The sequence below is a fragment of the Nonomuraea phyllanthi genome (assembly GCF_006334985.2).
GTDB classification, from domain to species: domain Bacteria; phylum Actinomycetota; class Actinomycetes; order Streptosporangiales; family Streptosporangiaceae; genus Nonomuraea; species Nonomuraea phyllanthi.
In genome coordinates this window covers 256,135-279,033 of the sequence record NZ_VDLX02000005.1, presented here as the reverse complement: position 1 = coordinate 279,033, position 22,899 = coordinate 256,135, and the positions used below count along the sequence as shown (strand labels likewise).

The 22,899-nt window shown below is 72.5% G+C and carries 23 protein-coding genes and 1 pseudogene; 9 read left to right on the top strand and 15 right to left on the bottom strand.

Going from position 1 to position 22,899, the window contains the following annotated elements; translation table 11 throughout:
- Window positions 1-41: 41 nt before the first annotated feature.
- Together FH608_RS15595 and FH608_RS15590 are read right to left on the bottom strand one after the other, a co-directional pair.
- The gene (locus tag FH608_RS15595; protein WP_139631206.1) at window positions 42-899 is read right to left on the bottom strand and encodes an LLM class flavin-dependent oxidoreductase; all 858 of its coding nucleotides are present in this window, start codon (window positions 897-899) and stop codon (window positions 42-44) included.
- A 111-nt stretch (window positions 900-1,010) separates the two neighbouring features.
- The gene (locus FH608_RS15590; protein ID WP_139631205.1) at window positions 1,011-2,207 is read right to left on the bottom strand and encodes a cytochrome P450; all 1,197 of its coding nucleotides are present in this window, start codon (window positions 2,205-2,207) and stop codon (window positions 1,011-1,013) included.
- Between the two features lie 302 nt (window positions 2,208-2,509).
- Between FH608_RS15590 and FH608_RS15585 the strand changes: the two genes are divergently transcribed.
- From FH608_RS15585 to FH608_RS15565, 5 genes are all read left to right on the top strand, one after another.
- Window positions 2,510-3,394, top strand: coding sequence for a carbohydrate ABC transporter permease (locus tag FH608_RS15585; protein WP_139631204.1), 885 nt, complete (start codon window positions 2,510-2,512; stop codon window positions 3,392-3,394).
- Window positions 3,384-4,208, top strand: a complete 825-nt coding sequence (locus FH608_RS15580; protein ID WP_139631203.1) for a carbohydrate ABC transporter permease — start codon at window positions 3,384-3,386, stop codon at window positions 4,206-4,208. Before FH608_RS15585 ends, FH608_RS15580 begins: the two co-directional genes overlap by 11 nt.
- 19 nt (window positions 4,209-4,227) lie before the next feature.
- Window positions 4,228-5,496, top strand: coding sequence for an ABC transporter substrate-binding protein (locus FH608_RS15575; protein WP_139631202.1), 1,269 nt, complete (start codon window positions 4,228-4,230; stop codon window positions 5,494-5,496).
- Window positions 5,493-7,535 carry a hypothetical protein gene (locus tag FH608_RS15570; protein ID WP_139631201.1) on the top strand — a complete coding sequence of 681 codons (2,043 nt, stop codon included), beginning with the start codon at window positions 5,493-5,495 and terminating at the stop codon, window positions 7,533-7,535. Before FH608_RS15575 ends, FH608_RS15570 begins: the two co-directional genes overlap by 4 nt.
- 85 nt (window positions 7,536-7,620) lie before the next feature.
- Window positions 7,621-8,769, top strand: a complete 1,149-nt coding sequence (locus FH608_RS15565) for a LacI family DNA-binding transcriptional regulator (protein ID WP_226899567.1) — start codon at window positions 7,621-7,623, stop codon at window positions 8,767-8,769.
- 71 nt (window positions 8,770-8,840) lie between these two features.
- Here FH608_RS15565 and FH608_RS15560 read toward each other — a convergent pair whose 3' ends face one another.
- The 5 genes from FH608_RS15560 to FH608_RS15540 all read right to left on the bottom strand — a co-directional run bounded on the left by FH608_RS15560 (window position 8,841) and on the right by FH608_RS15540 (window position 12,046).
- Window positions 8,841-9,239, bottom strand: coding sequence for a tautomerase family protein (locus FH608_RS15560; protein ID WP_139631200.1), 399 nt, complete (start codon window positions 9,237-9,239; stop codon window positions 8,841-8,843).
- A 4-nt stretch (window positions 9,240-9,243) separates the two neighbouring features.
- Entirely contained in the window at window positions 9,244-9,585 is a 342-nt protein-coding gene (locus tag FH608_RS15555; protein WP_139631199.1) for a cupin domain-containing protein, read from the bottom strand.
- A 66-nt stretch (window positions 9,586-9,651) separates the two neighbouring features.
- Window positions 9,652-10,221, bottom strand: a complete 570-nt coding sequence (locus tag FH608_RS15550; protein WP_226899620.1) for a TetR/AcrR family transcriptional regulator — start codon at window positions 10,219-10,221, stop codon at window positions 9,652-9,654.
- Between the two features lie 69 nt (window positions 10,222-10,290).
- On the bottom strand, window positions 10,291-11,265 hold the full coding sequence (locus tag FH608_RS15545; protein WP_139631197.1) for a zinc-binding alcohol dehydrogenase family protein: 975 nt from the start codon (window positions 11,263-11,265) through the stop codon (window positions 10,291-10,293).
- A 133-nt stretch (window positions 11,266-11,398) separates the two neighbouring features.
- Window positions 11,399-12,046 carry an FMN-dependent NADH-azoreductase gene (locus FH608_RS15540; protein WP_139631196.1) on the bottom strand — a complete coding sequence of 216 codons (648 nt, stop codon included), beginning with the start codon at window positions 12,044-12,046 and terminating at the stop codon, window positions 11,399-11,401.
- 84 nt (window positions 12,047-12,130) lie between these two features.
- Here FH608_RS15540 and FH608_RS15535 point away from each other — a divergent pair, with 84 nt between their 5' ends.
- Window positions 12,131-12,601, top strand: a complete 471-nt coding sequence (locus FH608_RS15535; protein WP_139631195.1) for a MarR family winged helix-turn-helix transcriptional regulator — start codon at window positions 12,131-12,133, stop codon at window positions 12,599-12,601.
- 101 nt (window positions 12,602-12,702) lie between these two features.
- Here FH608_RS15535 and FH608_RS15530 read toward each other — a convergent pair whose 3' ends face one another.
- The 4 genes from FH608_RS15530 to FH608_RS15515 form a co-directional block, all read right to left on the bottom strand.
- Window positions 12,703-12,915 carry a hypothetical protein gene (locus tag FH608_RS15530; RefSeq protein WP_139631194.1) on the bottom strand — a complete coding sequence of 71 codons (213 nt, stop codon included), beginning with the start codon at window positions 12,913-12,915 and terminating at the stop codon, window positions 12,703-12,705.
- Between the two features lie 3 nt (window positions 12,916-12,918).
- Complete coding sequence (locus FH608_RS15525) at window positions 12,919-13,653, bottom strand: alpha/beta fold hydrolase (protein WP_139631193.1); 735 nt, start codon at window positions 13,651-13,653, stop codon at window positions 12,919-12,921.
- Window positions 13,650-14,261, bottom strand: coding sequence for a LysE family translocator (locus FH608_RS15520; RefSeq protein WP_139631192.1), 612 nt, complete (start codon window positions 14,259-14,261; stop codon window positions 13,650-13,652). The genes FH608_RS15525 and FH608_RS15520 overlap by 4 nt, the downstream gene beginning before the upstream one ends.
- A gap of 133 nt (window positions 14,262-14,394) precedes the next feature.
- Window positions 14,395-15,366 carry a helix-turn-helix transcriptional regulator gene (locus FH608_RS15515; protein ID WP_139631191.1) on the bottom strand — a complete coding sequence of 324 codons (972 nt, stop codon included), beginning with the start codon at window positions 15,364-15,366 and terminating at the stop codon, window positions 14,395-14,397.
- A 43-nt stretch (window positions 15,367-15,409) separates the two neighbouring features.
- Here FH608_RS15515 and FH608_RS15510 point away from each other — a divergent pair, with 43 nt between their 5' ends.
- Both FH608_RS15510 and FH608_RS15505 read left to right on the top strand, forming a co-directional pair.
- Window positions 15,410-16,165, top strand: a complete 756-nt coding sequence (locus FH608_RS15510; RefSeq protein WP_226899566.1) for a DeoR/GlpR family DNA-binding transcription regulator — start codon at window positions 15,410-15,412, stop codon at window positions 16,163-16,165.
- Entirely contained in the window at window positions 16,162-17,313 is a 1,152-nt protein-coding gene (locus FH608_RS15505; protein ID WP_226899565.1) for an MFS transporter, read from the top strand. Before FH608_RS15510 ends, FH608_RS15505 begins: the two co-directional genes overlap by 4 nt.
- Before the next feature lie 83 nt (window positions 17,314-17,396).
- Here the strand turns inward: FH608_RS15505 and FH608_RS15500 are convergent, their stop codons facing one another.
- Complete coding sequence (locus FH608_RS15500; protein ID WP_139631190.1) at window positions 17,397-17,768, bottom strand: winged helix-turn-helix transcriptional regulator; 372 nt, start codon at window positions 17,766-17,768, stop codon at window positions 17,397-17,399.
- Between the two features lie 75 nt (window positions 17,769-17,843).
- On the opposite strand from FH608_RS15500, the gene FH608_RS15495 reads away from it, so the two are divergent.
- Entirely contained in the window at window positions 17,844-18,683 is an 840-nt protein-coding gene (locus FH608_RS15495) for an SDR family oxidoreductase (protein ID WP_139631189.1), read from the top strand.
- Window positions 18,684-18,998: 315 nt separating this feature from the next.
- Here FH608_RS15495 and FH608_RS15490 read toward each other — a convergent pair whose 3' ends face one another.
- The 3 genes and pseudogenes from FH608_RS15490 to FH608_RS15480 form a co-directional block, all read right to left on the bottom strand.
- A complete protein-coding gene (locus FH608_RS15490) occupies window positions 18,999-19,763 on the bottom strand; it encodes a sulfite exporter TauE/SafE family protein (protein ID WP_139631188.1) in 765 nt (254 codons plus the stop codon).
- 325 nt (window positions 19,764-20,088) lie between these two features.
- A pseudogene (locus tag FH608_RS15485) lies at window positions 20,089-20,481 on the bottom strand (ATP-dependent Clp protease proteolytic subunit); the annotation flags it as partial.
- Between the two features lie 455 nt (window positions 20,482-20,936).
- Window positions 20,937-22,553, bottom strand: coding sequence for a phytoene desaturase family protein (locus tag FH608_RS15480; protein ID WP_139631187.1), 1,617 nt, complete (start codon window positions 22,551-22,553; stop codon window positions 20,937-20,939).
- Window positions 22,554-22,899 lie beyond the last annotated feature (346 nt).

Below are 22,899 nucleotides of genomic sequence, written 5' to 3'. Positions count from 1 at the left end.
AGGCCACCGCGGCCGCCGGACCGAGGGCGGGCCCTGCTCGACTAGACCGACGGCGGGCCCTGCTCGACGCGGCGCAGCACGGCGGGGAGCCGGTCGATGTCGGGGCCGTCGATGAGCTGGCGCTCGTCCCACCAGGTGGCCCCGGCCTCCTGGAGCGGCCCGAGCAGGTCGCGGGCACGCGACGGCTCGGCGGGGCTGACGCCGCCGACGACGATCTCGAAGGGCCCGCCCTCGCCGCGCTGCTCTCCGAGGAAGCCGGCCAGCTCGCGCACCTGGCCGGCGTCCGGGGCGCGGCCGTGCGAGCCCGGCCCGAACAGCGGCACCGCGCCGTCCCAGTGGGCGGCCCGGCGCATCGGCCTGCGGTTGGGCCAGAACCCGGCGATCCACACCGGCGGTCGGGGGCGCTGCACGGTCGGGGGCAGCAGGGCCACGTCCTCGGCCCGGTAGTGACGCCCGTGATGGGTCACCTGCTCGCCGCTCCAGTAGCGGGCCAGCAGCTCCAGCCCCTCGTCGAGGCGCTGGGCGATCTCGACGGGGTCGGTGGGCTCGCCGAAGGAGCCGTACTCGTCCTCGATCGGCCCGCCCAGCCCCGCGCCGAAGATCACCCGCCCGCCGCTGAGCACGTCGAGCGTGGCGACCTGGCGGGCCAGCTGGTGGGGCCGGCGCCGCGCGACCGGGGTGACCAGGGTGCCGAGCTTGAGGCGGGTGGTCGTCATCGCCGCCGCCGTGAGCAGCATCCAGGGATCGCCGAACGAGCGGCGCCGGCTCTTGGCGTGGACGACGTGATCCCAGACGAACAGGGCGTCCCAGCCGGCCTGCTCCGCCGTGACGGCCAGCGAGGCGACGGTACGGGGGTCGGCGAAGTCGCCGAAGTTCGGGATGTTGACCGAAAAGCGCATCCCGCCATGCTGCTGGGTGGCGGCGCGGGACGGCAAACGCCTTTCAGGCGTGTCGCCCGCGAGGGCGCCCGGGGCGGCCCGGCCCCGGCGGGCCGGGCCGGTCGGGGCCGCTCACCAGGTCACGTGGAGCGAGCGGAGCCCGTACACGACGTTGAAGGAGCGGAACTCGGCGGGCGGCCCGGCCTCGCGCAGGCCGGGGAACCGCTCGAACAGGGCGGGGAAGGCGATCTGCATCTCCATGCGGGCCAGCGGCGCGCCCAGGCAGTGGTGCACGCCGTGGCCGAAGGCCAGGTGCCCCATCTCGCCGCGCCCGATGTCGAGCCGGTCGGGATCGGCGATGAAGCCGGGATCGCGGTTGGCCACGGGCAGGGCGCACACCACCAGCTCGCCCGCCGGGATGTGCCGGCCGGCCAGCTCGACGTCGGCGGTGGTGATCTTGAAGGTGCCCGAGTGCACGATGCTGAGCCAGCGCAGCAGCTCCTCCACGGCGGCGTCGACGCGCTCGGGCTCCTTCCTGAGCTGCTCCAGCTGGTCGGGGTGGCGCAGCAGGGCCAGCGTGCCCAGGCTGAGCATGTTGGAGGTCGTCTCGTGACCGGCCAGCAGGAGCAGCCCGGCGATGCCGATGAGCTCGTCGGTGCTCAGGTCGTCGCCGTGCTCGCGTACCAGCATGCCGAGCAGGTCGTCGCCCGGCTCGGCCTGGGTGCGGGCGACCAGCTCGGCCATGTAGGCGCGCGATTCGAGCTGGGCCGCGGCGCGCTCGCGCACGGGCAGCGAGATGTCGAGGATGGCGCCCGAGCGGCGCTGGAAGCCGGCCCGGTCGGCGTAGGGGACGCCCAGCAGCTCGCAGATCACCAGGGACGGGATCGGCAGGGCGAAGGAGGTGACGAGGTCGGCGGGCGGGCCGGCGGCCTCCATGGCGTCCAGGTGCTCGGTGACGATGTCCTCGACGCGCGGCCGCATGCGGCGCATGCGCCGCATGGTGAACTCGGGGGTCAGCATCCGGCGCAGCCGGGTGTGCTCGGGCGGGTCGACCGACAGCAGGTTGCCGGCCCGCAGCCGGGCGAGCTCCTCCTCGCTCAGCGCCGGCATGCCGGGCAGCCGCGGCATGGCGCGCTGGACGTTGCTGAAGCGGGCCGGGTCACCCAGCACCTGCCTGACGTCGGAGAAGCGGGTGACCATCCACACGTCGAGGCCGAAGGCGGTGCTCTCCTTGCGGACCGGCTCGTCGTCGCGGGCCGCGGTGAGCTCGGGATCCGGGTCGAACGCGTGGCGCCGCATGTACAGCGGCACGGTCATGGGCTCGCTCATGCCAGCTCCTCGAAGGGATCGCCTGCAACCCCTTGGAGTCTATGGCGGCGTACGGCCCGGCGGGCGGAGGCGCTCCGCACCGCCGCCGGAGATACCGGTTTCTCCCTATGGTTTGCAACCGGTTGCCGACATGGGGTTATCCGGCGTTCACCCAGTTCAAGGGCTTGGTCACCCACCGTTGACACCATTGACCGGCTCTGTTAGAAACTGGTTACTCGCGTCTGGACCAGCGCTCGTCCCCCACCCTCGACGCCACCCACCCCCTCGTACCTCGCCTCGCATGCCCTGGCGAAGGGTGATTCATGAGCAAACGCCTGGAGAGAGCCGACCGGATCGGCTATCTCTTCCTCACGCCGTGGTTCATCGGCATGGCCGCCTTCACCGTGGGGCCCATCCTGGCCTCGCTCTACCTGTCGTTCACCGAGTACACCCTGCTCAAGCCGCCCGAATGGCTGGGCCTGGACAACTACCGCGAGATGCTGGCCGACCCGCGGCTGCACAAGTCGCTGGCGGTCACCTTCGTCTACGTGTTCGTGTCGGTGCCCGTCCAGCTCGTGCTGGCGCTGGCGCTGGCGCTCGTGCTCAACCGCGGCGTACGCGGCCTGAGCTTCTACCGCTCCGTCTACTACCTGCCCTCACTGCTGGCCGGCAGCGTGTCGATCGCCATCCTGTGGCGGCAGATCTTCGGCAAGGACGGCCTGGTCAACCAGCTGCTGGAGCCGTTCGGCGTCGAGGGCGTCAGCTGGGTCGCCCACCCCGACTTCGCCCTGGGCACCCTCGTGGTGCTCAACGCCTGGACCTTCGGCGCCCCCATGGTGATCTTCCTGGCCGGGCTGCGCCAGATCCCCGCCACCTACTACGAGGCCGCCCAGGTCGACGGCGCCGGCACCGTGTCGCGCTTCTTCCACATCACGCTGCCGCTGCTGACCCCCATCATCTTCTTCAACCTGGTGCTGCAGATGATCGGCGCCTTCCAGAGCTTCACCCAGGCGTTCGTCATCAGCGGCGGGCAGGGCGGCCCGTCCGACTCCACCCTGCTCTACACGCTCTACCTCTACCAGCGCGGCTTCGGCTCCTTCGACATGGGCTACGCCTCGGCGATGGCGTGGGTGCTGCTGGCCGTCATCGCGGCGCTGACCGGGCTCAACTTCCTCTTCGCCAAGCGGTGGGTCTTCTATGGGAGCTGAACGCCTGTCCAAGCACGTGCTGCTCATCGGCTTCGGCCTGGTGATGCTCTATCCGCTGCTGTGGATGGTCTCCAGCTCGGTCAAACCCACCGAGACGATCTTCCGTGACCCGTCGATCTGGCCCACCGAGACCGATTTCGGCAACTACGCCGGCGGGTGGACGGCCCTGGAGCACCCCTTCCACTTCTACCTGCTCAACTCCGCCGTGATCGCGGTCCTGGCGGTCGCGGGCAACCTGCTGTCGTGCTCGCTGGCCGCCTACGCCTTCGCCCGGCTGCGCTTCCCCGGCCGCAATCTGTTCTTCGCCGCGATGCTCGCGACGCTGATGCTGCCGATCCACGTGCTGATCGTCCCGCAGTACGTGCTGTTCTCCCAGCTCGACTGGATCAACACCGACCTGCCGCTGGTGGTGCCGAAGTTCCTGGCCCACGACGCGTTCTTCATCTTCCTGATGGTGCAGTTCATCCGCGGCCTGCCGCGCGAGCTGGACGAGGCGGCCCGCATCGACGGCTGCGGGCACATCCGCATCTACTGGCGCATCATCATGCCGCTGTCGGTGCCGGCGCTGGCTACCTCGGCGCTGTTCACCTTCATCTGGACCTGGAACGACTTCTTCAGCCAGCTGGTCTTCCTGACCGACCCCGAGCTGTGGACCATGCCGGTGGCGCTGCGCTCGTTCATGGACGGGCAGGGCGAGACGGCCTGGGGCCAGCTGTTCGCCATGTCGATCGTGGGCCTGGTCCCGATCTTCGGGTTCTTCCTCGCCGGCCAGCGCTACCTCACGCAGGGCATCGCCACCACCGGCTTCAAGTAACACGTTTGAGGAGAGAGTCATGCCAAGGAGACTCACCGCTCTCTGCCTGGCCGGCCTCGTGCTGGCGGCCTCGGCCTGCTCGGGCTCGTCCGGCGGCGACGACGGCACCATCGAGCTGCGCTTCGGCTGGTGGGGCAACAACGACAGGGCGGCGGCCACCCAGAAGGTCATCGACGCCTTCGAGGCCAAGAACCCCGGCATCACCGTCAAGGGCACCTACACCGACTTCAACTCGTACTTCGACCGGCTGGCCACCGAGGTCGCCGGCGGGCGCGCCCCCGACGTCATCACCCTCGGCGGCGCCTACCCGCGCGAGTACGGCGACCGCGGCGCGCTGCTCGACCTGTCCAAGGTCGCCCTCAAGACCGACAAGATCGGCGCCGCCGCGCTCGGCAACGGCATGTTCGACGGCGTCCAGTACGGCGTGCCGACCGGCGTCAACGCCATCTCCGTCGTCGTCAACGAGTCCGTCTTCGACAAGGCGGGCGTCGAACTGCCCGACCAGGACACCTGGACCTGGGACGACTTCAAGCGCATCGCCAGGGACCTGGCCGCCAAGCTCCCCGACGGCAGCTTCGCGCTGGCCGACCCGACCCGTACCGACATGCTGGACGCCTTCTCCCGCCAGCGCGGCGAGGCCCTCTACACGGCCGACGGCAAGGTCGGCATCAGCGAGCAGACCCTCGTCGAGTGGTGGACCATGACGCTGGAGCTGCGCGACGCCCGGGCCACCCCGCCGGCCTCGCAGACGGCCGAGCTCATCACCCAGCCCGCGCCCGAGCAGTCGCTGATGGGCCGCGGCCTGGCCGCCATGCAGTTCGACTGGAGCAACCAGCTCACCGCGCTGCGCAAGGCCTCCGGTCAGCCGCTGAAGCTCATCCGGCTGCCCGGCGAGACCCCCACGCCGGGCATGTGGCTGCAGGCCTCCCAGATCTACAGCATCAACGCCAAGAGCGAGCACCCCGCGGAGGCCGCCGAGCTCGTCGACTTCCTGGTCAACAGCGTCGACGCCGGCAAGATCATCCTGGCTGACCGGGGCATCCCGGCCAACTCCGAGGTGCGCGAGGGCATCCAGAGCGTCCTCACCGACGACGAGAAGGCCCAGGCCGCGTTCATCGACGAGCTGACGCCCAAGGCCGGCCCGCCGCTGGTGATCGGCCCGACCGGCTCCACCGACACGCCCAAGATCCTCGACCGGGTCAACGCCGAGGTGCTGTTCGACCGCCAGACCCCGGCCGAGGCCGCGGCGGACTTCGTCAAGCAGGTCGCCACGGCGATCAAGCAATGATCGACCGGCGCGCGCTCGCCGACCGGCACGCGGTGGAGGTCACGGGGATCGACCCGCGCTCGCCGCTGTCGGTCGGCAACGGCCGGCTGTGCTTCACCGCCGACGTCACCGGGCTGCAGACCTTCCCCGGCCGCTACCCCGTCGAGGACCGCACCGGGACCGGGCCCGGCACGCTGCTGTCGACCATGTCCTCCTGGGGCTGGCACAGCGTGCCCGGCTCGTACGATGTGGCCGACTCGGTGCGCGCGTACCGGACACCGCGCGGGCCGGCCCCGTACGTCGACATGCGCGGCGACCTCAGCGGCTCCGGCGAGTCGCCCGCCACGGCCGCCGAGGCGTGGCTGCGCGCCAACCCGCACCGGCTCGACCTGGCCCGCGTCGGCCTCGACGGCGTCGCCCCCGGCGAGGTGAGCGACGTGCGGCAGCGGCTGGACCTGTGGAGCGGCACGCTGACCAGCCGCTACCTGCTGCGCGGCATCCCGGTGCGGGTCACCACCGCCTGCCACCCCGACCTCGACGTGCTGGCCGTGCGCATGGAGTCCGCCCGCGTGCCGCCGGTGCGGCTGGCCTTCCCGTACGGGTCGCAGGCCTGGGGCAACGCCGCCGACTGGACCCGCCCGCAGGCCCACACCTCCCGCGTGCGGCCCTCCCCCGGCGGGTTCACCGTCGAGCGCGTGCTCGACGAGACCTCCTACGACGTGGCCGTGGCCACCTCCGGCACGATGCGGCGGGCGGGGCCGCACGAGTTCACCGTCACCTTCACCGGCGCCACCGTCGCCGACCTGGTCATCGCCTTCCACCCCGCCGTCCCCTCGGAGGAGGTCCCGGCCTCCCGCCCCTCCTTCGAGGAGGTCGCCGCCGCCGCCAGGGAGCACTGGGCCCGGTTCTGGAGCACCGGCGGCGCCGTCGACCTGTCGGCCTCCCACGACGAGCGCGCCCCCGAACTGGAGCGCCGCATCGTCCTGTCGCAGTACCTCACCGCCCTCCACAGCGCCGGCCCGCTGCCTCCCGCCGAGACCGGGCTGCTGGCCAACAGCTGGCGGGGCCGCTTCCACCTGGAGATGCACTGGTGGCACGCCGCGCACTTCCCGCTGTGGGGCCGCCCCGAGCTGCTGGAGCGCAGCCTCACCTGGTACGGCACGGCGCTGCCCGCCGCCAGGCGGACCGCCCGCGCCCAGGGCTGCGCGGGCGCGCGCTGGCCCAAACAGGTCGGCCCCGACGCCCGCGAGAGCCCCAGCCCGATCGGCCCGTTCCTCATCTGGCAGCAGCCGCACCCCATCTACCTGGCCGAGCTGGTGCGCCGGGCCCGCGGCACCCGCCACGCGCTCGAGCGCTACGCCCCCCTCGTGCTGGAGACGGCCGCGTTCATGGCCTCCTTCGCCGCCGAGGGCCCCGCCGGGTACACGCTCGGCCCGCCGCTGGTGCCCGCCCAGGAGTCCTACGCCGCCGTACGCGCCGGCGCCGCCGACCCGACGTTCGAGCTGGCCTACTGGTCGTGGGCGCTGGAGGTGGCCCAGCGCTGGCGGCGCCTGCTCGGCCTGGCGCCCGAGCCGTCCTGGTCGCGGGTCGCGGACGGGATGCGCCCGCCGCTGGTGCGCGACGGGGTGTACGCGGCGATGGCCGTGCCGCCGTACACGGTGACGGACGACCACCCCTCCATGCTGTACGCGCTCGGCTTCGTCCCGCCGACCCGGCTCATCGACCCCACTGTCATGCGCGCCACGCTCCGCCACGTCCTGGCCGGCTGGCAGTGGGACACCACGTGGGGCTGGGACTACCCGGCGATGGCCATGACCGCCACCCGCCTGGGCGAGCCGGACACCGCGATCGAGACGCTGCTCATGCCCGTCGTCAAGAACGCGTACCTGCCCAACGGGCACAACCGGCAGAGCTCCACCCTGCCGGCGTACCTGCCGGGCAACGGCGGGCTGCTGGCGGCGGTCGCGCTCATGGCGGCCGGCTGGGACGGCGGGCCGCCCACCCCCGGCTTCCCGGCCTCCTGGACGGTCGCCTGGGAAGGGCTGCGGCCGATGCCGTAGCCGTCCTGGCCGGTCGCCGGGGGCGCTTGAATGAGTGCATGCAGCCAGGGCCGCTAATGTGCCCCCGAGTGTGCGGGAGAGTGGAGTGAGGGCGAGCACCGGAGACGCGGGCACCGGAGACGCGGGCACCGGAGACGCGGGCACCGGAGACGCGGGCGCCGCGGGCTGGAGCGCCGGAGAGGCCGGGCAGGAGCGGCAGGCCTCGTCCCGGCCCGGTCGGCGCGGGCCGCGTCCGGCCGGGGGCGCCACGATCAGCCGCGTCGCCGAGGCGGCCGGCGTCTCGCGCGCCACCGTCTCGCGGGTGATGAACGGCTCCACCACGGTCAACCCGCAGCTGGCCGAACGGGTCCGCGCCGCCGCCCGCGCGCTGGACTACGAGCCGAGCGTGGCGGCCAGGAGCCTGGCGCTCGGCCGTACCGGCACCATCGCTCTCATCGTCCCCGACCTGGCCAACCCGCTGTTCCAGGGCGTGCTGCGCGGCCTCAGCCAGGCCGCGGGCCAGGCCGGGCGGCGGCTGCTGGTGGCCGAGTCCAACGAGGACCCGCACGAGGAGACCGTGCTGGCGCTGGAGGCGCGGCGCAACTCCGACGGGCTCGTGCTCGCCTCGCCCCGCGCCTCCGACGAGCACCTGGTCGCCCTGTCGGCCAGGCTCGCCCCGTTCGTGCTGCTCTACCGGCACGTGCCCGGTTCGGGCGCGCCGTCGCTGACCGTCGACAACGCCGCCGGCATCAGCGCCATCCTCGCCCACCTCACCGCCCTGGGCCACCGACACCTGGCCTACCTGGCGGGACCGGAGGGCAGCGCCGGCAACGCCGAGCGGCTGGCCACGCTGCGCGCCGCCGCGGCCGCCGATCCCGGCCTGCGGCTGACGGTGCTGGCGTGCGGGTCGATGTTCGACGACGGCCACGCCGCCGCCGGCGCGGTGGCCGCCTGCGGCGCCAGCGCCGTGCTCGCCTTCAACGACATGGTCGCGTCCGGCGCGCTGACGGGGCTGCACGAGCTGGGCGTACGCGTGCCCGCCGACGTTTCGGTCACCGGCTTCGACGACATCGCCTTCGCCCGCTACACCACCCCGCCGCTCACGACCGCGTCCATCCCGAAGAACGAGCTCGGCGCCCAGGCGTGGCAGCGTCTGTGGGCGCTGATGAACGGCGAGGGCGGCGGTTACGACGTGCGCTACCAGCCCCGCCTGCTCATCCGCGACAGCACCGCCCCCCTGCGCCGGGACGCGTAGACCAACCGGACGGGGCGCGCGGGCCCGCCCGATCGTGCGGGGCTCCTTCCGCGACGGCGGCCGCTACCTCGCTATTTCGCGTCGAGGGCCGCGTACTGCGCCACGCCCTCGCCGAACGACCAGTCGATCAGCTCCGACTCGGTGATCGAGACGAACACGTTGCGCGGCTCGGTGCCGGCGTACTCCTCCGCCAGGTCGGCGATCCTGCGGTAGAGGGCCTGCTTCTGCTCGGGCGTGCGCCCCGAGCGCATGGTGACGGAGACGAACACCAGGTCGTCGTCGCGGCGGATGCCGAGGTAGGCGGGGTCGTAGCGGACCAGGCGGTGGGTGCCGTCGTGGCCGTTGAGCACCTGGAACAGGTCGTCCGGCGGGATGCCGAGGGCGTCCACCAGGGCGTCGTGCACGGCCCGGCCCAGGGCCTCCAGCCGCTCGCCGTCCGCGCGGACCGCGTCGATACGGACAAAAGGCATCGGATCATCCTTCCAGTGGTTCGATCAGTGGCTGGTCGCCCGCGAGCAGGTAGCAGGCGACGAACGTGGCCGGCTCGGCGGGCGAGAGGTTGTCGAAGCGGAGCACCGTCGCGCCCGGCGGCTCGAAGAAGGCGCTGCCCGCCCCGAGTTCGCGCGGGGGCTCGCCGTCGAGCTCGAACACGATCCGGCCCTCCGTGACGTGGCCCGCGACGCCGCCGGGATGGGTGTGCCGGCCGCTGGCCTGGCCCGGCGCCAGGGTGACCTGGTGCAGCTCCACCCGCTCGACCGGCTCCGGCCGGCCGGTCACATCGCCCGTCAGCAGGTGCCGGCGGCGAACCTCGCTCATCGTTGCGTTCCCGTCTGTCGTATGTCGGACGTGTGTGGCACAGCGGATGGGACCGACTGCGGCGGCTCAGCGGGACCGCGGTGGCGCGGCGGGGACGAGCAGGCCGAGCGCCCCGTCGATCGCCTGGGCGTACACCTCGGCGTCGGCGGCGGCGCGGGCCAGCACGTAGCCGCCCTGCAGCACCGCGACCAGCGCCGTGGCGGTGGCCGCCGGGTCGGGCGCGGCGGCCAGCTCGCCGCCGGCCTGGGCCTGTGCGAGCACCCCGGCCAGCCGGCCGCGCAGCCAGGAGAACGTCTCCTCGACCGGGCGGCGCAGGGCGGGGTCGGCCATCACGTCGGGATCCTGGGTGAGCCGCCCGACCGGGCAGCCGCGCAGGGCGTCGCGCTCGCGGCGCAGGTAGGTCACGACCCGCTCCAGCGGCGTCCCGCCGCCGGACAGCTCCGCCTCGGCGCGGGCGCGCAGGTCCTCGGCGCTACGGGTGATCGCGGCGAGCGCCAGATCGGGTTTGCCGCGGAAGTGGTGGTACATGCTGCCCTGCCCGGCGCCCGACCGCTCCTGGATCGCCCTGGGCGAGGTGCCCACGTATCCGCGCTCCCACAGGAGCTCCCTGGTGCTCTCGATCAGCCGTTCCCTCATGTCCACGAGCGCCAGCGTACATACTAGTAGGTACAGAGGCAACCGCCGCGGCGGCATCGTCCGGCCGGTTCAGGCGTTGACGACCACCATCTTGCCCCTGGCCTCGTTGGCCTCCATGACGCGATGCGCCTCGCGTACCTCCTCGAAGCCGAAGACCCGCGACGGCCGGGCCTTGAGACGGCCCTGCGCCACCTGCTCGGCGATCTCCTGCAGCGGCACGTCCGACAGCGGGAACCCGGGAGTGCCGAACACGAAGCTCCCGAAGAACGTCAGGTAGACGCCGCTCGCCATCTGCAGCAGCGGGTTGAAGTCGGCGATCGGGTCGAGACCGCCGAGCCAGCCCGCCAGGCAGGCGCGCCCGCCCCGCCGCAGCATGTCGAGGGAGTCGAGAATGGTGCTGTTGCCGACCAGGTCGAGCACCGCGTCCAGCTGCTTGGCCTCGGCGATGTGCCGTGACAGATCCAGTACCTCCCGCTCGGCCCGCTCCGCGCCGAGCTCCTCCAGCAGGGCGAACCGTTCGGGGTTGCGGCTGGTGGCGATCACCCGCGCGCCCGCGTTGACCGCCATGCCGAGCGCGGCCTGCCCGAAGGACGAGGTCGCGCCGCGGATCACGAGCCGCTGCCCCGGCTCGATCTCCAGGTTGCGGAACAGGCAGGTCCAGGCGGTGGCGTACGTCTCCGGGATCGCGGCGAGCTGCTCCCAGGGCAGGTCCGACTCGATGAGCGCCACGTTCGACACCGGCGCCCGCGTCAGCTCGGCGTAGCTGCCGTTGATGGTGCGCCCCAGCCCGCCCATGAGCGCCGCGACCTTCGCCCCGACGGGGAACTCCCCGCCGGGACAGGCCTTCACCAGCCCCACGCACTCGATGCCGCTCACCTTCGCGGCCTCCGCCCACTCCCCCCGGCGCATGTGCATCTCCGCGTGGTTGATGCCGAACGCCTTGATGTCGATGACGACCTGGCCGGCGACCGGCTCAGGGTCGGGCAGTTCGGTGTAGACCAGGCACTCCGGCCCGCCGAATCTCTCGATGACGATGGCACGCATCAGGGTCCCCCAGAGTCTCCGGTCCACGCTACGCCGGGCTTGGAAAGACCCGCGTCAGGCGCCGGTCAAGATCCGGCCCCCGCACGACGACGGACCGGCCCCCCGCGACCGGCCCGTCATCCCTCGGCCACGCTTAGGCGGACACCCGTACCGCGGACCAGAGCGTGTCGATCTCGCGCTGCGCCGCCGCCAGGCTCTCGACGGCCAGCGGGATCAGCCCGGACATCGCCGGAGTCGTCTCGGCCAGCGTCAGCTCGGCCGTGATGAACCGCGGCTCCAGCCCCACCGCGGACAGCCCGTGGGGGAGCCACGGCCCGGCGTGGTCCCAGCCCTCACGCGGCGTCCCCGCCCCGTAGCCGCCGCCGCGGGTGGCCAGGACGATGAAGTCGCGACCGCCGAGCAGCCCCTCCCTGGTCTCGGGATCGAAGGCGAGCCCCGGGGCGATCAGGTGGTCCACCCAGGCCTTGACGGCGCTCGGCGCGCTGTAGTTGTACAGCGGCAGGCCCAGCACGATCGTGTCGGCCCGCTTGACCTCGGCCACCAGCTGCTCGGTCAGCTTCCACGAGACGGCCTGCTCGGCCGTGTGCTGCTCGGCCGGCACCAGCCGGGCCAGGCCGCCCGCCTCGTCGAGGTGCGGCAGCGGGTTGCGGCCCAGGTCGCGGTAGGTGACGGTGCCGCCGGGGTGTGCCGCCCGCCAGACGGCGGCCGCCTGCGCGGTGAGCTTGCGGCTGGTCGAACGCTCGCCCTGGATGCTGGAGTCGATGTGAAGGAGGTGAGACATATCGTTCTTCCTCAATAAATCGTTTGTGACGCACTAATCATTACCACTACATCGACGATCCTGCCAAGCCGGTAGACTCGAGACATGACGTCCCCGCCCGCCGCCGACCAGAGCCAATGCCGTTCCGGCCCCCTGCTCGATCACCTGGCCCGGCGCATCCGCATGCGTTCGGAGTCCGTGCTGGGCCCGCTCGGCCTACGGCCACGTCACCTCGTGACCCTCACCGTCCTGCGCGACGGCGGCGCGTGCACGCAGCAGAATCTGGCCGCCGTGCTCGAGATGGACGGCACCAACGTCGTCGGCCTGCTCAACGACCTCGAGGCGCAGCAGCTCATCGAGCGGCGCCGGGCGCCGCACGACCGCCGCCGTCACGTCGTGCAGCTCACGGAGATCGGCGAGGAACGCCTCGCCTACATCGAGACACAACTCGCCGCGGTCGAGGAGGACGTGCTCGGGAAGCTCGACATCGCGCAGCGTGACGCGCTCTACGCCCTGCTCCAGCAGGCCGTCAGCAACAGCACGATCGTCTGCACGGAGAACGTCGAAGACTGTTGAGCCCGGCCGCCGATGCGCACGCGGCACATCGGCGACCGGGCGTGTTACGTGATCCGGCCCGGCTCAGCAGCGGCCGGGCATGTTACATGGTCCGGCCTGGCTCAGCGGCGGCCGTACTTCTTGTGGACGGCCTGCTTGCTCACCCCGATCGCGTCGGCGATCTGCGCCCACGCCAGCCCGGCCACCCTGGCCCGCCGCACCTGGACCGCCTCCAGGCGCTCGATCTCACGGCGCAGCAACGTCGTGGCGCGCAGCGCCAGCACCGGGTCGTCGTCCTGAGCCTGCCTCACGAGGGTCGCCAGGTCGTTCGTCATGCACTAAAGGTAATCCAGGAGCAGCCGGTTGATCTCATCAGGACGCTCCATGGCCGGCAGATGCCCGGCCCACTCCAGCTCCACCAGCCGCGCGCGGGGCAGCTCGCCGGCCAGGTGGCGGGCGCTGGCCACGAAGTACGGCAGGTCGTGCGCGCCTACCGCCACCAGCGCGGGCACGTCGATCTCCGCCGGCGAGACCTCCCCCTCGACCTGCTCGGGCTCCGGATCGGCGGCCAGCTGCACCTCGAACGCGTGCCGCTGCATCTCCACCACCCGCCCGAACGCCTCAGGCGTCGCCTCCGGCCCGAGCAGGGTGCGGGCGTTCAGCTCGGCCGCCCCCTGGACGTCGCCGAGTTCCAGCAGGCGGTTCTCCTCGCTCCAGTACGCCCGCACGTCGGCCGTGGGCTCCAGCGTGGAGACGGGATTGAGCAGCACCAGCCGGTCGGCCAGCCCGGCCGCGGCCAGTTCCAGCGCGGCCTGGCTCGCGCCCGACGACCCGACCACCGCCGCGCGGTCCACCTTCAGGTCGGCCAGCAGCCGGGTCACGTCACCGGCGTCGCTGTAGGGGCCGTCCGATCGGTACGCGCTGCGTCCGTACCCGCGGAAGTCCACCGTGATCACCCGGAACCGGCCGGACAGCGCCTCCACCTGCGCCTGCCACATGCCCGAGTCGGCCGCTGAGGAGTGCAGCAGCACCACCGGCGTGCCGGAGCCGTGCTCGGCGTGCCAGATCGTCATCGTGACTCCACGGCGAGCCGCACGCCCAGGCCGATCAGCACCGCGCCGGAGATCTGCTCCAGCCGCCGCCGTACCGCGGGCCTGCCGAGCCACGCCTTGGCCCGGTCGACCATCCAGATGAGCAGCCCGTACCAGAGCAGGTCGACCAGCACCCAGACGGCGGCCAGGGTCACCAGCGTCAGCGGCACGTTCTGCCCCGGCGGGACGAACTGCGGCAGGAACGACATCGCGAACACCGCCGCCTTGGGGTTGGCCAGGCACGTCCCGACGCCCGCCAGGTACGGGGCTCGCAGGCCTGGCACGACCGCCCCGTCCTGCGGCGGCGCGCCCTTGCGCGCGTGCCAGAGCGCCTGGGCGCCCATCACCACCAGCACGACGGCGCCCACGACGCGCATCACGTCATAGGCGACCTGCGAGGCCACCAGCAGCGCGGACAGCCCGAACGCCGCGGCCAGCCCCCACAGCAGGATGCCCGTCTCGTTGCCCAGGGTGGCCGCCAGGCCGGACCCGCGGCCGGCGCGCAGCGTCTGGCGCAGGATGATCGCTGTGCTGACTCCTGGGACCATGGCCACCAGGACGCACGCTCCTATGAAAGCGACAATGTACATGGCAGGATGCTCGCAGACCGGGCATCCAAATATCGCCCGCTTTATCACCGCTCTGGCGCCGCCCGCTCGCCGCCATGACGCGCGCCATCGCGCCTGTCCGGTCAGTCGTCACCTGCGCCCGGTCGATCGTGCGTCATCCGTACATCTTGTGCAGTTCCGCCACCGCCTCGCACATCAGCGCGCGCAGCTCCGGCGGCCCGAGCACCTCGACGTCGGCCCCCATCCGCAGCAGTTGCCAGCGCGCGTGCGTCAGCGACTCGACGGGCAGCGTGAGCGTCAGCCAGCCCTCGGGATCGGGCTCGCCCGCCGCGGCCAGCGCCGCGCCGACCACGTCGGAGCCCATCGTGTACGCCAGCAGGTCGCCGCGGCCGGGCGCGAGCCGGATGACGGCCTCCGCGGTGTACATCCGCTCCCGGAACTCCTTGGCGTATTCCTGCCAGAACGTCCCCAGATCGAACCCCGCGGGCGGGGCGAAGTGGCCCGGCACCGTCTCCAGCGTCAGGATCCGCGCCACCCGGTACGTGCGAGGGCTGCCGTCCGGCGGCGCGGCCACCATGTACCACGACCCGCCCTTGAGCACCAGCCCGTACGGGTGCACCAGCCGCTCGACCTCCTGCCGGCCCCAGCGACGGTAGGTCATGCGCAGCGGCCGCCGCTCCCACACCGCCTCGGCCACCTCGCTCAGATGCGGCACGTCGTCGGCCGAGCGATACCAGCTCGGCACGTCCAGCAGGAACCGCTCGCGCATCCGCGAGGCGTACGAGCGCGGCTCGGGCGGCAGCGCGGCCAGCAGCTTCAGCTCGGCGGTGGCGGCCACGTCGGCCAGCCCCAGCTCGGCCGCCGGCCCGGGCAACCCCGCGAGGAACAGCGACGAGGCCTCCTCCGCCGTCAGCCCGGTCAGGCGGGTGCGGTAGCCGTCGAGCAACTGGTAGCCGCCCGCCGGCCCCCGGTCCGCGTAGACCGGCACGCCGGCCGCCGACAGCGCCTCGACGTCGCGGTAGACCGTGCGGACCGACACCTCCAGCTCGGCGGCCAGCTCGGGCGCGGTCATGCGGCCCCGCGTCTGCAGGAGGAGGAGCAGCGAGAGCAGGCGGCTGGCACGCATGCGCCCATTGTATTGCGCACATGAACCGTGTTTGTATGAACGTATGGAACGTTTGCGAGCCATCATGGACGCCCTGCGCACCCACGACAGCGTCTCGGTCGCCGAGCTGGCCGCCGAGCACGGCGTGTCGGAGATGACCATCAGGCGCGACCTGGACGAGCTGGCCCAGCAGGGCGTGGTGCGCCGGGTCAGGGGCGGAGCGCTGTCGCTGCTGCTGCGCGGCGAGGAGCCGCCGTTCGGCGTGCGCGAACGGGAGGCGGCGGAGGCCAAGCGGCTCATCGGCGCGGAGGTGGCCGCCCTGATCGCCGACGGCGAGGCGGTGGTGCTGGACGGCGGCACGACCGCGCTGGAGGTGGCCCGCGCGCTGCACGACCGCCGCCTGACCGTGCTGCCGCTGGCCCTGCAGTCGGTGGCGCTGCTGGCCACGGCGCCGCGGGTGCGCCTGGTGCTGCCCGGCGGCGAGGTGCGCCACGGCGAGCTGAACGTCATGGGGCCGCTGACCGAGACCTCCCTGCGGGCGCTGCGGTTCGACACGGCGGTGATCGGCTGCTGCGGGCTGTCGGCCGAGCACGGGCTGACCGCGCACGACCTGCCGGAGGTGGCGGTCAAGCAGGCGGCCATCGCCGCGGCACGGCGGGTGATCGTGGCCTGCGACTCGGGCAAGTTCACGCGCACGGCCTTCGGCGCGGTGTGCCCGATCTCGCGGCTGGACGTGGTGGTCACCGATCCGGGCATCCCCCGTGAGGAGCGCGAGGCGCTGGTCGCGGCCGGGGTGACGGTCAGGGTGGCGGCCGGGTGAGGCGAGGGCTCGTACGGGAGCGTACGGCGGTCTACCTGCTGTTCTTCCTGGCCGGCACGGCCATGGGCACCTGGACGGCCCGCATTCCCGCCGTCAAGGGACATCTCGGGCTGAGCGACGGCCAGTTCAGCCTCGCCCTGCTGGCCATCGCCGCCGGGGCGATGGCGGGGATGACGGCGATCGGCCCGCTGGTGGACCGCCGCGGCAGCGCCGGCGTCATGATCCCGGCCGCTCTCCTGCAGGGCCTCGTGCTCGTCCCGCCCGCCCACGTCCCCAACCTGGGCGCGCTGGCGGGGGCGCTGCTGGCGTTCGGGGCCGTGCACGGGATGCTCGACGTGGCCATGAACGCCAACGCCGTGGAGGTCGAGCGGGCCCACGGGCGGCCGATCATGTCGTCGTTCCACGCGGTCTACAGCATCGGCGGCTTCGCCGGGGCCACGGCGGGCGGCGTGTTCGCGCACCTGGACGTGTCACCGGGGGCCACGTTCCTGTCGGTGGGCGTGGTGCTGGTGCTGCTCGCCCTGTGGGCCGGCCGCTGGGCCCTGCGCCCGGTGCCCGCCCCCGCCCAGGACGCGGGCACGCCGGCCGGGCGGCCCAAGGGGATCGTGTTCCTCGGCGTGCTGGCGTTCTGCTGCCTGGTCGGCGAGGGGGCCTCGGCCGACTGGAGCTCGGTCTACCTGCGCGAGGACCTGGCCGCCTCACCGGGGTTCGCCGCCGCCGGCTACGCCGCGTTCTCGATCATGATGACGGCGGGACGGCTGGCGGGCGACCGGCTCGCGGCCCGGTTCGGCCCGGTGCCGCTGGTGCGCTGCTGCGGCCTGCTGGCCGCCGCGGGGCTCGGGCTGGCGCTGCTGGGCGGGCATCCGGTGGCGGGGGTGATCGGGTTCGGCGCCTTCGGGGCGGGGCTGTCGTGCATCGTGCCGCAGGTGTTCTCGGCCGCCGGGCACCGCGACCCGGCCTTCGCCGGCCGGGCGCTGGCGCGGGTGGCCTCGATCGGGTATCTCGGCATGCTGTCGGGGCCGGTGCTCATCGGGGCCGCGGCCCAGCTGGCCGGCCTCCCCCTCGCCCTGGGCATCCCCGCCCTGCTGGCCGCCTTCGTCGCCCTCACCGCCACGGCCCTGCGCCGCCGGCACGACCAGGACGCCTAACGGGTCGCCGCGCCGGAGGAACCCCGGCCGGGGCGCCTGAACGGTCGCCGCGCCGGGGGAACGGGCGCGGCCGTAACGGGGCATCAGCGCGAGGCGTACTCCTCGCGGGCGGAGGCGACCTGCGGCATCCGTTCCTCCACCCACTCGATCAGCGGGATCAGCCGCTCGGCGGCCTCGCGTCCGAGCGGGGTGAGGCTGTACTCGACCCGGGGCGGGATCGAGGGCTCGGCCACGCGCAGCACCATGCCGTCGCGTTCGAGGGCGTGCAGCGTCTGGGACAGCATCTTCTCGCTCACCCCGTCGACGCGGCGGCGCAGCGCGTTGAAGCGGTAGGGCCCCTCGTGCAGGGCCACCAGCGCCAGGATGGCCCAGCGGCCGGTGAGCGTCTCCAGCACCGTGCGCGAGGTGCATCGGCGCGAGAAGACGTCGGCCACCAGCTGATCGAACTCTTCCATGCGACCAGCTTACGCTCAGCATGTACTTTCTGATAGAAAGCACTAACCAATCGAAAGTACTGAGGGAGAGTAACCATGATCGTGGTAACCGGAGCCGGCGGGCACCTGGGCAGGCTGGTGATCGGGGAACTCGCCGCACGGGTGCCCGCCGCGCGGATCGTCGCCGCCGCGCGCACCCCCGACAAGGCCGCCGGCCTGGGCGTCGAGGTACGCCAGGCCGACTACGACCGGCCCGAGACGATCGAGACGGCCCTGCGGGACGCCACCAAGGTGCTGCTCATCTCCGGGATCGAGCCCCAGCGGGCCCGCCAGCACGCCACGGTCGTGGACGCCGCCAAACGGGCCGGGGCCACGCTCGTCTACACCAGCGCGCCCAAGGCCGACACCACCGAGGCCGCGCTGGCCGCCGACCACAAGACGACGGAGGCGTACATCAAGGCGTCGGGGGTGACGTACACGATCCTGCGCAACAATTGGTACCACGAGAACTACGAGCGGGCGATCGTCACGGCACCGCAGCTCGGCGCCGTCTTCGGCGCCGCCGGGGACGGCCGGATCGCCTCCGCCTCCCGCGCCGACTACGCCGCCGCCACGGCCGCCGTGCTGGCCGGCGAGGGGCATGAGGGCAAGGTGTACGAGCTGGGCGGCGACACCGCGTGGAGCCTCGCCGAGCTGGCCGCCGAGATCTCCCGGGCCAGCGGCAAGGAGGTCGCCTACCGGGACCTGCCCGAGGACGAGTACGCGCGCGTCCTGGCCGGCGCCGGCCTGCCGGCCCCGATGGCGGGGATCATGGCCGACGTGGACGTCAACATCGGCCGCGGCTGGCTCGCCGACACCCCGGGCACGCTGCACGAGATCGCCGGCCGCCGCCCCCAGCCGATCGGCGACTACGTCCGCTCGTTGCTACCCGCCTGACCGCGCGCACCGGTGAGGGGCGCCCACCCGCCCCTCATCAACCGGCCCGCCACCAGTCGTTTCGGCCGTCCACGATCACCCGACCATGCCCAGACGACACGACCCCGCATCCACCCTCGCCCGGCCGTCACCGGAGGACGCGCTCACACCCCCGCTCTTCGGCCGGCCTGGCCGTGATGAGACGACGCCGCTCACGGAGTCGGCCTCTCGCCTTCCGCTCGCCTGTCCGCACGTCTACGGCCGGGAGGCACGGTTCGACCTACGCCACCGCCAGACCCGGCGGCCCCATCTCGCAGAGGCGTCGGTCGTGGCCGCTCACGACCCGAACTGCTGCCACCCCAGCCGAACCACCATGGCCACTACCACGCACAGCAGGACGATCCGTACGAACGAGGTGCCGCGCCGGAGCGCCATCCGCGCCCCGAACTGGGCCCCGGCCACGTTGCAGACGGCCATCCCCAGCCCGAGCGCCCAGTTCACATGCCCCTGCGAGGCGAACACCGCCAGCGCACCGACATTCGTCCCGATATTGATAATCTTGGCGGAGGCCGACGCCGACACGAAGTCCAGCCCGAGGATGGTGGTGAAGGCGATGATCAGGAACGTTCCCGTACCCGGCCCCATGATCCCGTCGTAGAACGCGATCCCCACCCCCGCCGTCGCCACGGCCGCGATCACCCTGGCGTTGGTACGCAGGTGCGGCACCGGCACCGCCCCGAACCCAGGACGCAGCGTCACGAACGCGGCCACCCCGAGCAGCACCACCATGACGGCCGGCCGCAGCACCTCGGTCGAGATCGACGCCGCGGCCCACGCCCCCAGCCCCGCGCTCACCACGGCCAGGCCGACACCCGGCAGCGCCACCTGCCGGTCGACCTTGGTGGAACGGGCGTAGGCGACGGCCGCCGACGCCGTCCCGAAGACGGACGACAGTTTGTTGGTGGCCATCGCCTCGACCGTCGGCATTCCGGTGATCAGGATGGCGGGCAGTTGCAACAGCCCGCCACCGCCCACGACGGCGTCGACCCACCCGGCTCCCGCGGCTGCCGCCAGCAACACGAGGATCTGCTCCAGCGGCACGCCACTCCCCCGATTTCCCCCAAGAAACGTGCAAGAGTGTACAAGTCGCACTCTGAACGCAATTACTCCCCTCCCCCGCAGGCTGAGCACGGTACGACACCAGCGAGCGGAGCGGGCGAACCCGGGATCGGCGGGCAGCGCCGCGCGCAGAGCAGTGCACCGTTGGTCCCGGTGAAGGTCCCGGTGAATGTCCCGTGGTCCGGTGAGCGGGTGGGCCGAGGTGAACGGGTGAGCCACCGCTGCCAGCACGCCGAGGTCGCGGACAAACCAACGTCGTAGGCGAGCCACCGTCACGGACGAGCCGACGTCGCGGAGGAGCCACCGTCAGGGCGCGCTTTCTGGAGGCGTAGACGTCATCCACCAGCCCATACGCACGCGCCTGCTCCGCCGTGAAGATGCGATCCCGCTCAATGTCCTTCCTGATGTCCAGAACCTCCCGCCCCGTGTGCCGGGCGAGGATCTCCTCCTGCTGGTCGCGCATCCGCAGGATCTCCCTGGCGTGGATCTCCAGGTCGCTCCCCTGCCCGCGCCCGCCCTCCGTGTGGGGCTGGTGCAGCAGGACGCGGGCGTGCGGGAGCGCGGCTCGCCTGCAGGGCGAGCCCGCCGCCAGCAGCACGGCCGCCGCCGAGGAGGCCTCGCCGACGCAGACCGCGTGGATCTCCGGCCGGACGAACTGCATCGTGTCGTAGATGGCCGTCATCGAGGTCAACATTCGACCGACGTCGTGGTCTTGGGGGCTGAGGACCGTCTTGATAGCGAAGGGCTGTGGCAAGGCATACTCGATGACGGTGTTCCAGCAGCACCGCTCGCCGAGCCCGGAGGTGCGCAGCGCCTGGGGATGGTCGATCACGTTCTGCGGCAGTTCCGCCCACGTCTGCGGTCGCAGGAACGTTCTCACGGCAGGAGGTGGGCCTCGTGCCGCGAATGGATGAGGTATGCCGCCGACGATGAGTCTGGCCCGCTGCATGCGATCAACGGCCACCTGCTGCGTCGTGTGTCCACCGTCGTCACCGCTCACGCCCAGCCTGCTGGTTGCCGGCATGGTGGCCGCCTCCGTCATGCGCGCCCACAGAGCGGGCGACCGGCAGTGGCCAGCTGGAACTCCTTGTCTCCATCATCCGGTATTCAAGGTGTCCACACCCGGGAGCAGGGCCCGACCGCGGAGGCCGATGCTCATTGCCCGAGGCCCTCGCGAAGGCGACAGATCCTTGCCCGGACGCTGCCGGTCGAAAGGAGTCGCTGGGCCACGATGTGTCCCGAGCCGCCGCCGAGACCGGCGCCCGGATGGGTGAAGGCGCCGATGTGCCAGAGTCCGCCAACGCCCGTCCGGTGGCCGGTCCCGGTGCCGGGACGCCACAAGACGCTCTGGTCGAGTTCGGCGGCGCCGCCATACGGGTCACCGGCGACCGCATTCGGGTTCGCGGCGAGCAGGGCGGGCGGCGGCAGGGCGACGCTGCCGCGGATACTGTCGCGAAGACCGGGGGCGAATTGTGCGATCCGGTCGATCACCCGATCGACGTATGCCGCCACGACCTCCTCGCTCCAGCCATCGGCCACGTCGATCTCGCCCGCGGCGTCGCCGCGGGGAACGAACGGCAGTTCCTGGAGCTGAATCCACAGCGTGCCGGCGCCCTCCGGCGCGCGGCTGGGGTCGAGAACCGTCTGCTGTCCCACGACGACCGTAGGCGCAGCGGGCAACAACCCGGCCTCGGCCTGGGCACAGGCGATGCCGGTGCTGTCGGCGCCGTTCGAGACGTGCACCAGTGGCACCGGGTCCAGGCCGGCATCGCTCCACCACAGCCGCTCATCGAGGGCGAGGTGGATCTGCATGGCGGCCCGGCCCGGCCGGTGCAGCCGCGCCGCGCGCCGCCCCTTCTCGGTTGCGGCGCCACGGCCCAGCAACCGGTCGTAGAGATCGCCGGTCGAGGTCGAGGCCAGTACCGCCTTTCGGGCGGCGATACGCCGGCCGCCGGCGTGGACGGCGACCGCACGGCCGCCAGCGACCTCGATACGCTCGGCGACGACACCCAGACGGACCTCGACGCCCCGGTCAGCGAGCAGGCGCTCGAAGGCCGCGATGAACTGCCGCGCTCCGCCCTTCACCACCGGAAGGCCGACGCGGTGTACGGTGGCCGCCATCACCGGCAGCATCAGGCCGCCACAGGCGTGATCGGGGCCGAGCCCGGCATGCAGCAGCCACGGTGTCCAGAGTTGGTCGGCCTCCCATCCGGTGAAGCGCTCGCGTACGAAGCCGCGGCCGCTCTGCACGGCGACCCGAGCCAGCTCCATCGCTCCGCTCACGCCCAGGCCCCGCAGCGCGGACGCGCCAAGCCGCGCGACGTCCCGGGCGCGCAACTCCGAGCCGAGTACTCCGAACACGACGCCCGCACGCCGGTCGAGCTCATCGAGCATGGCGAGATACGCCGCCTGATCGGCGGAGTGGGCCAGACGGGCGACGGTCGCCTCTGGGGCCCGGTTGGCAAAGACGACGCCGCGCTCGGAGATCGACGCGGTCACGGCGCCATCCGTGTTGGCGTACTCCAGGCCGCGCTCGTGGAGCGCCGCGCCGAGCTCGGCGTATGCGCCGCCTCCGACGAACAGCGGATGCCACGACGAGAAGGTATCGTGCACGTGCCCGGGGATGGTGAGCTGCTCAGAGTCGATGAACCCGCCGAGACGGTCGCGCGTTTCGAGCAGCACCAATGTCCATCCCGCGCCCGCGAGCTCGGCCGCGGCCACCAGGCCGTTGATGCCCGCTCCGATCACTACAGCATCGGCTTCGTCGCGCACCGTTCACCCCCGAGCCGCCATCGTTCGACCACATCCGGCGAAGGCTCCACCCGCGCGACGCGGACACGGGGCTTTTGCCTGCTGAACCCTGCGCTCCGCCTGGACCTGTCACCGGTGCCACGGTCGGGCGGCCCGAGCGGTGTCATCGCCTCGAGTGCCCGGCACGCCACCGACACGCCGGCCCAGCTGTCCGAAGCACTTCGGGCGATTGTTGGAGACAGGAACGCTGCAAAGCCGGATGGGGCGGCGGCGGCCGCGTCCGGCTGTTGCGTCACTTGCCCACGGTGGCTGCGTGGCCTGTGCGACCAGACGATCCTTGCTGTCCCAGGGGGCGCGGTCTCGTCCA